This is a genomic window from Bacillus sp. 179-C3.3 HS, assembly GCF_047229225.1.
Taxonomy (GTDB): domain Bacteria; phylum Bacillota; class Bacilli; order Bacillales; family Bacillaceae; genus Bacillus.
In genome coordinates this window covers 42,861-55,914 of record NZ_JBFEFT010000017.1, presented here as the reverse complement: position 1 = coordinate 55,914, position 13,054 = coordinate 42,861, and the positions used below count along the sequence as shown (strand labels likewise).

The window sequence follows — 13,054 nt, the reverse complement described above, 5'->3', positions numbered from 1 at the left end:
AGTGATCCGCTTGAATCAGACTCCACTAAAAGAGCACTTATATGACAATCTCTCCATCATTCTCCCGAAGCTAAAAGATATGGACGATCTGATCCACGAGAAAAAAACATTACCTCACGGACAGACCATTTATTATCTTTACATAAAAGAATTGAACAATGGCTCAGAGATTCAAACCTTTTTAAAATTGCTTTTGCAGGATCATGACTCACTGACAAAAGAAAAACTTGAAACCAATTTATCTATGATGACCACTCGTTCAGTCAAAACGGCTGAAGATTTGATAGATGCTCTATTTCAAGGAAATTGTGTCGTTCTTATAAATGGATTTATGCATGCCTATATTTTACAAACGAACGAAACAAAAAAACGAGGGATATCAGAAGCAACAACTGAAATGGTATACAGAGGGCCCAAGATTGCTTTCATAGAAGACATTGATACGAACTTGGCATTAGTCAGGCAGCGTCTAAAGAACCCTCAACTGAAAACAGTGGACATGAAAATCGGAAAGCAGAAATTGATCAAAGTCACTGTCATGTACATTGACGGTATGGCTTCAACATCGGTTTTAAAGGAGCTGAAAAGACGACTGAAGCAAGTCACGATCGATGATTTGCAGGACTCAGGTGTGCTTCAGGAGCTCATTGAAGATAATGTGTATTCTCCTTTTCCACAAATACAAAATACAGAGCGACCTGACAAAGTTTCATCAGCTTTAAATAATGGGCGTGTAGCTATTTTTGTTGAGAATTCTCCTTTTGTTTTAATTGTCCCTGCTTCTCTAGCTACGATCATGCAATCACCTGATGATTATTATGAAAGATGGATTTCAGCCTCACTCGTTCGAATGCTACGCTTTTCTTCCATCTTCATTACATTGTTTTTATCAGCCTTCTATATTGCGCTTGTCTCTTTCCACCAAGGGTTATTGCCAACAACATTGGCTATAACCATTTCAAGTACAAGAGAGAACCTCCCTTTCTCCCCGATTGTAGAGGCACTGATTATGGAGACCACCATTGAGCTATTAAGGGAAGCCGGTTTTAGACTGCCCAAACCAATCGGACAAACCATTGGGCTTGTAGGGGGCGTTGTCATTGGGCAGGCTGCTGTTCAAGCGCATATCGTGAGTTCGGTCATGGTAATCATCGTCAGTGTCATTGCCCTTGCTTCCTTTACCGTTCCTCAATATGAATTGGGAATGTCGTTTCGTGTGCTTCGCTTTGTGTCGATGTTTGCTGCGGCCACTTTTGGGTTATATGGGCTTGTCTTGTTTATGCTTGTTCTGCTCACACATTTGACGAGACAAAAAAGTTTTGGCATACCGTTTTTTTCACCTTCATTTATCTTTAGTTATAAAAATGAAGACAATTCCATCATTAGATTGCCTTTGAAAAATCAAAAGAAAGGAGAGCGACATGGTCAATCATAAGGGAACCATCACAAGCTACCAAGCAACTGCCATCATTTCAAATGCAATACTTGGGGCAAGTATGCTCATTCTGCCAAGAACGATGGCACAAATAAGTGATACACCCGACGGTTGGATCACACTTATCCTAATGAGCGCGATTTATATCGTGTTCATTTGTTTCATTGTCCTCATGATGAAAAAGACTCACTTTTCTTCTTACTTTGATTTTACAGAGGAGGCATTAGGTAAATGGTTAGGCTCTGCAATAAATCTGATCATCACCCTTTATTTCTTAGGCGTCGCTACCTATCAAGTCCGCTCGATGTCAGAAATGGTTAAGTTTTTCCTCCTTCAAAACACCCCAGTCAGTGTAACGACACTTAGCTTTATTTTGGTTGGAGTTTATCTTGTCATGGGAGGCATTGGTGATATCGCAAGGTTATTTCCGTTTTTTCTCATCGTGACGCTCGTGATATTCTTCATCGCCTATTTACTCAGTTTGCAAGTGTTTGATCTCAATAACTTAAGACCCGTTTTAGGGCAAGGCTTCGCACCAGTCTTAAAGCCACTCAATGTCTTGACCATTTCATTTGTTGGGATTGAAATCATCTTTTTCTTACCTGCCTATCTCAAAAGCAAAAAGCACACATTCACATACAGTACATTGGGCTTTTTGATTGCTGTTATCGTTTATATTTCCACCTATGTGCTTGTCATAGGTGCACTCACCGTGAAAGAAACCGCCACGTTAACGTGGCCAACAATATCCTTGTTTCAGTCATTTGATATTCACGGAATTTTTATTGAACGGATTGAATCTATTTTACTGATCGTATGGCTTGTCCAACTGTACACCAGTTTTGTTGCATACACTTTCTTTGCAGCAGTGGGCGCCTCCAAGCTGACCAAGTTCCCTAAGAAAGTAGTTCTGACGCTGCTCACGATCATCATGTATGTAGCAGCGATACTCCCTAAGGATGTCAATATTGTCCGAGACTATATGTTATACATAGACAAACTGTACTTCCTATTATTCGGGATTCTCCCCTTCTTATTGTTTGCCATTGTTCTTTTAAAAAGGAGGCGGAAAGCCGCATGAAAAAGAAAATCGCCTTCTCTCTATTGGCTCTCGTCCTCTTGTGTGGGTGTTGGGATAGTACAAACATAGAGAATTTAAACATTGCGATTGGCTTTGCTGTTGATAAAGGTGATGCAGATCATAAATTGAAATTATCTATGCAAGTATTGGTTCCTCAAAAAATTAGTCAAGAAGCTAGCGTACAAGACCCGACTAAGATCATCGAAACGAGTGGCAATTCGATGCATCAAATCTTTCGGTCAACTTTTTTGAAAAGCCAAAAAATCTATTCACAGCAGCTGCGTGTGTATTTATTTTCCGAAGAACTCCTAAAGGATTATGACTTTGATATGGTCATTAACCAGTTTATTCGAGACAATGAAACGCGTAGAGGCAGTCTTGTGTATACGGCCTCTGAAAAGCCTGGAGAATTGCTGAAGATTAGTAGTGACGGACAGCCAGCATCTAGTGTTTTATATGATCTTGCAGAGAATACAAAAACGACCATTAGTATGCTTCATTCCGTTTCATTAGGGGATGTGTCATCTGCGATTCAGAACAATGTGTCATTCGTCGTTCCAAAAGCAAATGTCATTCAAGGAAATTTAGCCATAGATGGTGCATCTATTATTAAGGACAAACGCTTTTTAACCGATATTTCCGCAAAAGCGGTGCAGTCATACAACCTGTTAACAGGGAATGTCAAAGGGGGACTTGTTGAGGTTAATCATCATCAAACAACATATGCATTTGAGATTTTCAGATTAAAACATAAGGTAGAGACAAAAAGATCAAAAAGCGGACGATATACATTTGATGTCTCGGTCAAAATGGACGGAAGACTGTCGGAGGATTGGAATGAACATGAGAATTCATTTGATGAGAAATATATTCGTAAAATCGAGGAAATGGTTGAACGAAAAATAGAGAACCAAGTGAAGCATTTCATTCAAGTTTTACAGCAAGAAATCAAAGCCGATATTTGTGAATTTTATCAACAAGCGAGTATTGCGTATCCGAAGGAATTCAGTAAAGAAGCAAAGCACTGGGACGAAGTTTTCAGTGAATCTGACATCCATTACAAGGCCCAAGTAAAAATTCGTGACTTCGGGACTAAGGGCGCAACACAATCGCAATAGAGTATGTTAAAATGGTAAGAAAAAAAGGGTGTCAATCATGAAACGAGCTTTACAATCGGCCGGCATTCTATTTTTGATATTAGGAATCCTTCTGCTAATCGTTGCATTCTTACAATCAAAAGAAGATTTCTTCATTGAAGCCGACAGCTTTTCAAGCACTTTACTGATTGTGATTTATTATGGACAAACCCCTGCGCTCCTTCTCATTGGAGGCGGTCTATTCCTAGGATTATCACACATCATGAATTTGCAGGAGAAAAAAGCAGCATTGGCAAAGGAGAGCGTAAAGCTATTATCCGAGATGAAGAATACCCTAGAAACCAAATCGGCCCTGGAGCAGGAAGCTTTCCCGGTTCCTGAACTCCATCAACTTTCCGAGCGTCCCACAACGGGACAAAATGACTAATTCCGTCTGTTCTAACAGCTTTCAAACGAAAGCTGTTTTTTCAATTGATGAGCTTATGGCGATGTGCGTAAACTGCCGCTTGTGTACGGTCTTCCACATGTAGCTTTGATAAAATATTGGTGATATGCGTTTTTACGGTTTTAATCGTAATAAATAATTCCTCGGCAATCACTTTATTCGATTTCCCATCTGCAATCAGCTTCAATATTTCCATTTCTCTGGCTGTTAATGAATCGTGAAGGATCGATCCATTGGATGAATGCCTAAGTTTATTCATGACTTTCCCCGCCACTTTCGACTCAAGGCGTGGTTCGCCAACATTTGCAGATCGAATGGCATCAGCAATTTCTCCTGCCTTCGATGTTTTTAATAAATAACTCAAAGCACCAGCTTCTATGACTGGATAGACTTTATCATCGTCAATAAAGCTAGTCAGGACGATAATCTTGGCATCCTGAATGTTTTGACAAATTTGCTTGGTCGCTTCGATACCGTCCATTCCTTCCATCACCAAATCCATTAAAATGACGTCTGGTTTTAAGTCAATGGCTAATTCTACACCTTTTTGTCCATCTGACGCTTCACCGATGACTTCAATATCAGGCTGCGACTCCAAAAAGGCAGCAAGCCCCATCCTCACCATTTCGTGATCGTCAATTAATAGCACTCGGATCATCAAACGCTCTCTCCTTTTCCTTCAACAAAAATAGGAACCTTTACATCAATTTGCGTTCCTTTTCCCTCAAATGACATAATCTCTGCCACACCGCCTACTTCGCTTGTTCTTTCTCTAATCGATTCAAGCCCATAGGAGGAAGCCTTCACATCATCCATCTGAAAGCCAATGCCGTTGTCGATAATCTTCAGCTGCACTTGACGATTTCGAATAAGCAGACGGACTGTCACCTTTGTAGCCTTGGCATGCCGAAACACATTTGAAAGGGCTTCTTGGACAATGCGGAACAAGTGATCTTCCACCCCTTTAGATAAAGGAACATCGTCTTCAATTTCCCAATCAATATCAATTGGTTGCTTTGCCTGAAATTCATTAAGAAGTTCAATTAACCCTTTTTTCAAGTCTTTTCCTTCAAGGGTAATCGGTCTTAAATGCAGAAGTAAGGCGCGCATCTCATTTTGTGCATCGCCCGCCATTCGTTCGACAAGACTCATTTGCTTTAGAATCTTTTCGTCCTTTTCCTTCATTCCTTCTAGAATAGCAGACGTCATCATAGAGATCGCAAATAACTGCTGACTGACCGCATCATGCAGGTCACGTGCCAAACGCTGACGCTCTTCTGAAACAACGGATTTCTTCATTTGAACTTGCCATTCCGCCCGCTCATTCGAGAGCTTCTGTAAAGAGGCTACTTGCATTTCAACCCGCTTTGCCATTTCATTTAACTGATCGGCAGCTAAGCCTATCTCGTCATCACCAAGAGATGGTAGCCTATATGAAAAATTCCCGTTTTCAAACTTTAAAATAGATTCAACGAGCTGATCAAGCCGCTTTTTATGCTGATAGCCGAACACATAGCCTGCTGAAACACCAATCGTGACACTAATGATGAGCAAAATACAAACAAACGGGATACCGAACCAGCGCGAAGAGAGCAAAATGAGCGGGTCAAGTTGATAATAGAACACCAATGGTAGAGTCGTTACGATAAGGGCTCCAAGTGCGACGCCGACTGCGAGCCGGACAGATTGCCACTGGATGCCTAAATGCAGTCTCTTCATAGGTACCTCACATCGATATCACCAATGAGTAGAGAGATTGAAATTTTCACTTTTCGTTTACTTACTTCATAATCATTGGTCATCACATACATTTTACTACCTAATCCACTTCTTTTTTCATCAATGATTTTCAAATCACCAATGGCGGCAGATGCACTGACACATACCTCGATATCTTGCGGCACATAAATGTCGACATCGCCAATGAGTCCGCTAATGACAATGGTGCTTTCTTCTTCTGCGATGATTGCCTTTGATAAATCAATTTTGACATCCCCAATAAACCCTGAAATGGTCAAATCACCTAGCTGAAACGGCTTTTTCATTAATCTGACTTCACCAATAAAAAAGTCGTGCTCTTTGCGCGGTTTTGACTGACTTTTCGTTTTCCTTTGATCGCCTTCTTTTTCAAGATTTACTTTCAATGAAGGCTCGTTCTCCTCTGGTGATTCCTTTTTATCGACATCAAAGATCGGTTTGTTTTTCAATAATCGATAGCCAGCATAGATCAGAAAGGCAGCAAATAAATATCCTGTTAAACTAAACGTGATATCTAATAAAAACTTCAAGAACAGGAAGCCGGCAAAAATATAAGAAATTGAACCGAGCCAACCTTTGGATCGTGAATGCAACCAATAACCAGCAAGCGCAAAAAACACTGGCCAGAAGAGGTCACTTCCGATCCCGATGATATTGAGAAAAAGATTGATACCAAAAATCACAACAATGATACCTAAAATTTGATTTCTTGAAAAACGCAGTTGACTCGCCTCCTCCCTTTATTCAGTTTACTAGCGTAGTTTCACGTTCCCACTTGTCACCTCAATATCGACTAAGTGTGTTCCTTTTCCTCTAGTACCAGTAAAGCTTTTGCCTTCATTCTCTACATGATGGAAGTTGTATGAATAATCAATATTTCCACTTGTCTTTTTTGCTTGGACGGTGAAGTCTCCCTCATCCGGCAAGTTCATCTTTGCACGACCTGATGTCATTCGAAATGAGACAGGCGCATCAATTGTATCAAAGCTGGCATTAAGCCTGCCACTTGTCATCCCCAACTGGAGCTGTCCACTGACATTTTCAATATCCGCACGCCCAGATGTCGCACTGATGTCACTATCTTTTGCCTTAATATGAGACACAGCAAGTCTGCCAGAAGTCGCTTTGATCTCAACGCGCTCCGCAGAAAAATTCTCCGCTGTCAGACGCCCGCTTGTTGACTTAAGTTCCACTTCTTGAAGTGATAGCTTCTTTTCACCATCGACTTCTGTGACACCACTTCCACCAGTAATCTTTACATTTTTATGATAATCTGTTGGGATTTTAATTAAGAGCTCCCCTTTTTCAAATTTAGAAAAAAACAAGAACCCTTTATTTTCGGCACGGATTTTGAATGTACTGCCTGTTTGCTCTGCATACATTTTTCCATTTCCATTGACAACTGATACGGAAATATCCGAACGGTCCTCTGGCTCTACCTTCACCCGAAATCGAGATAGAGAGACATCCAATTGATCTATTTCATCGCTCTTCGCTGAAGCTGATGTGACTGCTTTTTCACGAGAGAAACTCAAATGAAAGAGATCTCCATTTTTAAATAGCATTCCAATGAATAGAGAAACACCTACAATTATACAAATTAGACCGATTAATCGTTTCATTGATACCATCCCTTTATTCTATGACCTTTTTATTATAAGGAAAAGCGAAACAGAAAGAAATCAAATATCGGAAGAAAAAACATGCTTTTCTCCCGATTTGACACATTTCTCTTAGTTTGCTTGCTGCTCAGGTTCCTTTTGTCGTTTGAGCTTCTGAAATTCTTTTTCAACTTCATCTGCGTAATCAAGATGTGCATAGGCACCTTGATCTGCAAATTGTCCATAGCCGCTGGCTTTTGTTTCCATTTCTTCGATACGATGTTCCATCCGTAGAAATTCCTTATACGCACTTTCACTATCGACTTTATTGATTGATTCATTCATATGTTGTTTTGCCTGTGCCGCATTGGCTCTAGCAATGAGTGCCTGCTTTTTGTCTTTAATATCACGGAGCTTCGTTTCTAAATGCTGTAATTGCTCTTTCAGTTCAGTCATTTGTGTCACAGATTGTTGATAAGCGCCCTGATGTTCTTTATGCTTCTCTTCAAAGTACTTCATTTCTGTGAGTGCTTTTTTTGACAACTCTTCCTCTCCTGCATGAAAAGCTAGCTCTGCTTGTTTCTTCCGCTTACCTGCAAATGCTTCTGCTTCCTCAGCCTTTCTTAAAAAGCCTTGCTGAATCGTTTGCTGTTTGATAATGGCATGTTTCGCTTTGGCAATATCCCCTTCCATATCTCGTACATATTGATTCAGCATCACACGTGGGTTCTCCAATTTATCTAATCCTTCATTTACCGTTGCCACAAACATATCTCTTACTCTTCTTAAGACCATTTGTTATTCCTCCTTTTATTTTTTCTTCAAGAAATGTTCCCACTCTTGATCAAATGACGTCCGAATGGGTTCTTCCATGTTCGGGACTGTTTCTGACTCCGTATAGGTTGTGTGTGAAGCGTCTTTTGTTGTATCACTACCGAGCAGCTGCCAGCCGAAATAGAGAAGTGCCACTGCGAAAGCAATGCCCATTAAAAATGGGATAGCCTGCACAATGAGCAACACACCAATGACAGCCAAGATGACACCGACGGTTTTATTGCCTTTATCATACTTAGTGATACCTAAATAAATGAGCCACGCCCCAATGAGACTTGGGATCAGTCCACCAAATGAACCGCCAAAGAAGATGGACAAACCGATCAACATGAGAATCGAACCGATGATTGTTTTACTTGTTGTATTCACCTGATACGCCTCCTTTCTTGCTCCTTGCTTTTACTATAATCAAAAAAAAGACGCGGCAAAACGTGTCGTAGATGGATCTTTGATTGCGACCAGAGTCGTAACTTCGCTCAGACTGACACGTTGAATCTATAAAAAAACACTCTTCTTTACGAAGAGTGTCTAGATTGTTGACAATGGGCTAAAATTTTTTAGTCCTTTGTCTTCAATTCAGCGTGATTGAAAACCCTTGAAGTCTAGGAAGGACGAGCACTGGAGCGGAGCGAATGAAACATTCGTGAGCACCAGCGCACAGGCCTGACAACGAATGCGAGGGTTTGTCTACACGCTGTACACTCTTCTTTACGAAGAGTGTCTCTCTTATTTAGAACGAAACACATGCGCGCTGCGTTCATATTCAACATCTGCCTCATCTAGTCGATGATTGATAACACGTGCAGCTGCAAATAAATAATCGGATAGACGATTTACATACGTCAGCGTCACTGGAGGAATCTCTGCCTCTTTCGCTAACGTGACAATCTGCCGTTCGGCCCTTCTGACGACCGTTCGTGCGACATGTAATAACGAAGCACCTTCCATCCCGCCAGGCAAAATGAATTTGGTGAGTGGGGCAGCTTCTGACACGTACACATCCATTCTCTTTTCTAGCATCTCCACAGATTCTTTCGTTAATTTCGCTTCTTTTCCAGGCGTGATTGTGGCTAAATCACCCCCACAGTCAAACAGTTCATGCTGAATTACGATCAGTTCTGACAGCACATCTTGAAATAACTCACCATACTGCCTTAAATTCGCATGTGCCAGACCAATGAAGCTATTGGCTTCATCCAGCGTACCATATGCCTCTACTCTGATGTCATCCTTATCGGCTCTTCCGCCAATCAGTCCTGTTTGACCTTGATCGCCTGTTTTTGTATACAGTTTCATCGGGCTTCCCCCTTTTCGTCGTCTTGATTTCATCATGGATGAATCTACAAATCTTCTTCAAGATCTATCTTTATCCAAAAAGCAATCCGGTATGTTCACTTTTTTATGACATCCAATGTAGCAAGGAGTTGACGAATCTTCTGTTGTAAGTGTTTTTCCCAAAGGGCGCCATGCCCACTCTCTTTCTCTTTAGTAGAAATCACACAAAGATGTTGAATCGTCATATTCGTCTGGAGTTGTATGAAATACATCAATTGTCCCATGAGCTGAATCATTGTGCCGTCTGATAAAGACCGTTTCATTACAAGCCAAACTGTCAGCTCTTCTTCGCTACACATGCCATAAAGAGCAAAGTGATCATCTTCTTCGGTTGCGTATTGTTTTGGGCTGTCAGATTGAAACATAAACAACATATCTTCATGACCATCCGTTTGTTCACTCGTCGTTCGAAGCGCCATACTCCCCGTTCCAAGTGACCTTTTCCAATAGAATCCTCCATTATCGCTATGTGAAGAGAGTATTCTAAGAGGCTGATTCATACAAAGCGTCATCCCATCCTGTCCGTTCATTTTCCATGCTATTGACAATGCCTGCTGATCTAGTTCGATTGAACTTACCGCAGGCTCAATGATGAATTGAGGATTTGCACGAAATGGGTGTTGGAGTGAAGTGACATTCGTTTCATATACACGATGAATGCGATCGGTGGTCAGCACACGTTCTGGGGAACCTAACATCTCAGTCTTTCCTTCGTGAAGCAAAAGCAGTCGATCACAATACAGACTAGCAATGTTGACATCATGGAACACGCCAATGACTGCTAACTTAGAAGAGTAGGTTTCTTGTTTGATGAGATCAAGTAAATGTTTTTGATAAGCTAAATCAAGAAAACTCGTTGGCTCATCTAGTAATAAATATTCCGGCTGCTGAGCCAATGCCTGTGCCAAATACACCCGTTGTTGCTCTCCTCCACTTAATTCATGGATGGATTGGTCCTTGAACTGAATGATATCTGTTTGTTCCATGACTTGATGTACGATGTCCATATCTTCTTTCGTGATCGATTGCAGCCACCCTTTTTGATAAGGATATCGGCCAAATTGTACGGTTTCTTCCACTGTAAAAGAAAAGGCTTGTTCGGTTTTCTGCGGTAATACAGCGAGCTTTTGTGCAAGTGCCTTTGCCCCGTAGGATTGAATGGGCTGCTTGTCGAGGCATACTTGACCACTTTCTGGTGGCATGATCCCTGCTATCATCTTCAGCAACGTCGTCTTTCCACTTCCATTCGGTCCGAGGATCCCGACAAATTCTCCTTGCTTGATCTCAAAGCTGACACCATCAATGACCTTTTTGTTACCATATCCGCCTCTGACTTCTTTCACTTGAATCATATGTGCCTTCCCCCTCTGTATCTCCGGATGAGGATCAATCCAAATACGGGTGCACCAATTAACGCCGTAATGATACCAATAGGCAATTCTGTCGGTTCAATCACGGTACGGGAGATGACGTCTGCTAACACGAGAAAGGAAGCTCCGTTCAGCATCGATAATGGGAGAAGGTGACGATGATCTGTGATGGCTAAAAGCCGGATAAAATGTGGAATCACAAGTCCAACAAAACCAATTGTTCCCGACACCGCCACTGCACTACCCGTTAGGATAGAACCGGCGAGAAGTATCACATATTTGCTCCTTTTGACATGTACCCCTAGCAGCTTTGCCTTCTCTTCTCCATACGTCAGTACGTTCAAATCTTTCCCCATGACCATTAGAGCAAAGGTACCAATCAGAAAGAATGGAATGAATAGCGCGATATAATGCCAACCTCTCATTCCCACACTTCCAAGAAGCCAATGAATAATCTCTCTTAAATCATCACCTGTCAAAGCAATCATTAATGAAATCAGTGCACCTAAAAAGGAGCTGAAAATCACACCTGTTAAGATTAAAGAAGAAATGCTCATTCCGCGATGAACAAGTCTCGCAAAAAAGAGGACGAGACATAGCGTCACAAGTGCCGTTGACATACTGAAAAAAGGCAGTGTATAACTGCCGAACATCGGAATCTGCAAACTAAAAAACAACGTTGCCACTGCGCCAACCGATGCGCCTTGGGATACGCCAAGTGTATATGGATCGGCGAGGGGATTTTTAAGCAAGCCTTGAAAAGCCGCACCCGATAACGCTAATGCTGCGCCAACTAATGCCGCTAACACAACTCTCGGAAGACGAATATTCATCATAATATTGTGATCTATGGTATCAATGGTGCCAATCTGCACACCAAACAGTTCATACATAAATATCCGGATAATAGAAGAAATCGGGATCCCTAGACTGCCAAAAGAGATCCCCATCCCGATGCACACGATCAAAAGAAGACTACTAAACGTATATGTCACAAGATATTTATTTGAACGTGTCAGGGTAAACACTTTTCGCAAGAGCCTCGACTCCTTCAATCAATCGCGGTCCCGGTCTTGATGCGAGATCCGTATTCAATTGAAAGACTTGTTTTTCTTTTACTGCCTTCATTGCATTCCAGCCATCTCTTTTTTCCAGATCAGCTAAACTAGCCCCATCAATCGTCATAATAATGTCTGGGTCCTGTTTGATCAGTGATTCTTCTGTTATTTGTACCCAGCCGGTTTGGTCACCTGCTGCATTTTTTGCGCGGATGACTGAAATCATTTCATCCATAAATGTATCTTGACCCGTTGTATAAATTTCTGGTGCACCTGACACTTCTACGAAAACTGTTTTTTCTTGATCTTTTGAAATGGTCTCTGCCTGTTTCCTAATGTCATTCAGCTTTGACTTCATGCTGTCTACTATCTTCACAGATGCCTCTTTCGCGCCAGTTGCTTCACCAATCATATTGATTGACTCGTAGACGTCCTTGAAGGAAGTCGCATCATTCACTGTCAGTACTTGAACCCCTGCGTCTTCAAGTTGTTTAAAGCCTTCTTTTGAGCCTAGTTGGGATGCATGTGCTAACACAAGGTCAGGTTTTAAGGAGATAATTTTCTCCACATTCAATGTCACTCCGCCAACCTTTTCTACTTTTTCTACTTCCTTTGGATAATTGTCAACATCGGATCTCCCGACCATTTTATCTCCAAGTCCAAGTGCGTAAACAATCTCTGTATTACTCGGGATTAAGGAAACAATCCGTTTCGGCTGTTCCTTGATTTCGACAGTTTGACCAGTTGCATCTTGAATCGATACAGGGAAAGCGGCAGTCGTTGTTTCTTTGTTTTGTGAACCTGCTGCTTTTTGCTCCGTCTCCGCTCCTGCACAACCTGCTAAAACACCCACCACAAGTAATACTGATAGCCAAATGGCTGTTAACTTCTTCATGAATGAACCCCCTGCATTATGTCATGTTGACGAAACATCCTTCGTCAATTCTTTTCTAATTTCGGAAATATTATACTACAGTGTAGATAGGTTGTATATGTGATGCCCAAAAGAGGATTTTCTGTGCCTAAAATAGAAAAAACAG

At 41.4% G+C, this 13,054-nt stretch carries 14 protein-coding genes; 4 read left to right on the top strand and 10 right to left on the bottom strand.

Going from position 1 to position 13,054, the window contains the following annotated elements:
* Positions 1-10: 10 nt before the first annotated feature.
* Genes AB1K80_RS11735 through AB1K80_RS11720 form a run of 4 tightly spaced genes read left to right on the top strand, consistent with a single transcriptional unit; the run spans position 11 to position 4,040 of the window.
* A complete protein-coding gene (locus AB1K80_RS11735) occupies positions 11-1,435 on the top strand; it encodes a spore germination protein (protein WP_412856804.1) in 1,425 nt (474 codons plus the stop codon).
* A complete protein-coding gene (locus AB1K80_RS11730; protein WP_412856803.1) occupies positions 1,422-2,516 on the top strand; it encodes a GerAB/ArcD/ProY family transporter in 1,095 nt (364 codons plus the stop codon). The genes AB1K80_RS11735 and AB1K80_RS11730 overlap by 14 nt, the downstream gene beginning before the upstream one ends.
* The gene (locus tag AB1K80_RS11725) at positions 2,513-3,634 is read left to right on the top strand and encodes a Ger(x)C family spore germination protein (RefSeq protein WP_412856802.1); all 1,122 of its coding nucleotides are present in this window, start codon (positions 2,513-2,515) and stop codon (positions 3,632-3,634) included. Before AB1K80_RS11730 ends, AB1K80_RS11725 begins: the two co-directional genes overlap by 4 nt.
* Before the next feature lie 37 nt (positions 3,635-3,671).
* Positions 3,672-4,040 carry a hypothetical protein gene (locus tag AB1K80_RS11720; RefSeq protein ID WP_412856801.1) on the top strand — a complete coding sequence of 123 codons (369 nt, stop codon included), beginning with the start codon at positions 3,672-3,674 and terminating at the stop codon, positions 4,038-4,040.
* 40 nt (positions 4,041-4,080) lie between these two features.
* Here AB1K80_RS11720 and AB1K80_RS11715 read toward each other — a convergent pair whose 3' ends face one another.
* From AB1K80_RS11715 to AB1K80_RS11670, 10 genes are all read right to left on the bottom strand, one after another.
* Positions 4,081-4,716 carry a response regulator gene (locus AB1K80_RS11715; RefSeq protein WP_412856800.1) on the bottom strand — a complete coding sequence of 212 codons (636 nt, stop codon included), beginning with the start codon at positions 4,714-4,716 and terminating at the stop codon, positions 4,081-4,083.
* On the bottom strand, positions 4,716-5,777 hold the full coding sequence (liaS, locus tag AB1K80_RS11710) for a two-component system sensor histidine kinase LiaS (RefSeq protein ID WP_412856799.1): 1,062 nt from the start codon (positions 5,775-5,777) through the stop codon (positions 4,716-4,718). The genes AB1K80_RS11715 and liaS overlap by 1 nt, the downstream gene beginning before the upstream one ends.
* A complete protein-coding gene (gene liaF / locus AB1K80_RS11705) occupies positions 5,774-6,538 on the bottom strand; it encodes a cell wall-active antibiotics response protein LiaF (RefSeq protein WP_412856833.1) in 765 nt (254 codons plus the stop codon). Before liaF ends, liaS begins: the two co-directional genes overlap by 4 nt.
* 30 nt (positions 6,539-6,568) lie before the next feature.
* Positions 6,569-7,438 (bottom strand): DUF4097 domain-containing protein, encoded by an 870-nt coding sequence (locus AB1K80_RS11700; RefSeq protein WP_412856798.1) that lies wholly within the window; start codon positions 7,436-7,438, stop codon positions 6,569-6,571.
* 111 nt (positions 7,439-7,549) lie between these two features.
* Positions 7,550-8,212 carry a stress responsive protein LiaH gene (gene liaH, locus AB1K80_RS11695; protein WP_412856797.1) on the bottom strand — a complete coding sequence of 221 codons (663 nt, stop codon included), beginning with the start codon at positions 8,210-8,212 and terminating at the stop codon, positions 7,550-7,552.
* A 15-nt stretch (positions 8,213-8,227) separates the two neighbouring features.
* Positions 8,228-8,620 carry a hypothetical protein gene (locus AB1K80_RS11690; protein WP_412856796.1) on the bottom strand — a complete coding sequence of 131 codons (393 nt, stop codon included), beginning with the start codon at positions 8,618-8,620 and terminating at the stop codon, positions 8,228-8,230.
* 357 nt (positions 8,621-8,977) lie between these two features.
* Entirely contained in the window at positions 8,978-9,547 is a 570-nt protein-coding gene (locus AB1K80_RS11685) for a cob(I)yrinic acid a,c-diamide adenosyltransferase (RefSeq protein WP_412856795.1), read from the bottom strand.
* A 95-nt stretch (positions 9,548-9,642) separates the two neighbouring features.
* Positions 9,643-10,938 (bottom strand): heme ABC transporter ATP-binding protein, encoded by a 1,296-nt coding sequence (locus AB1K80_RS11680; protein WP_412856794.1) that lies wholly within the window; start codon positions 10,936-10,938, stop codon positions 9,643-9,645.
* Entirely contained in the window at positions 10,935-11,993 is a 1,059-nt protein-coding gene (locus AB1K80_RS11675) for a FecCD family ABC transporter permease (RefSeq protein ID WP_412856793.1), read from the bottom strand. The genes AB1K80_RS11680 and AB1K80_RS11675 overlap by 4 nt, the downstream gene beginning before the upstream one ends.
* Entirely contained in the window at positions 11,959-12,909 is a 951-nt protein-coding gene (locus AB1K80_RS11670) for an ABC transporter substrate-binding protein (protein ID WP_412856792.1), read from the bottom strand. Before AB1K80_RS11670 ends, AB1K80_RS11675 begins: the two co-directional genes overlap by 35 nt.
* Between the last annotated feature and the right edge of the window lie 145 nt (positions 12,910-13,054).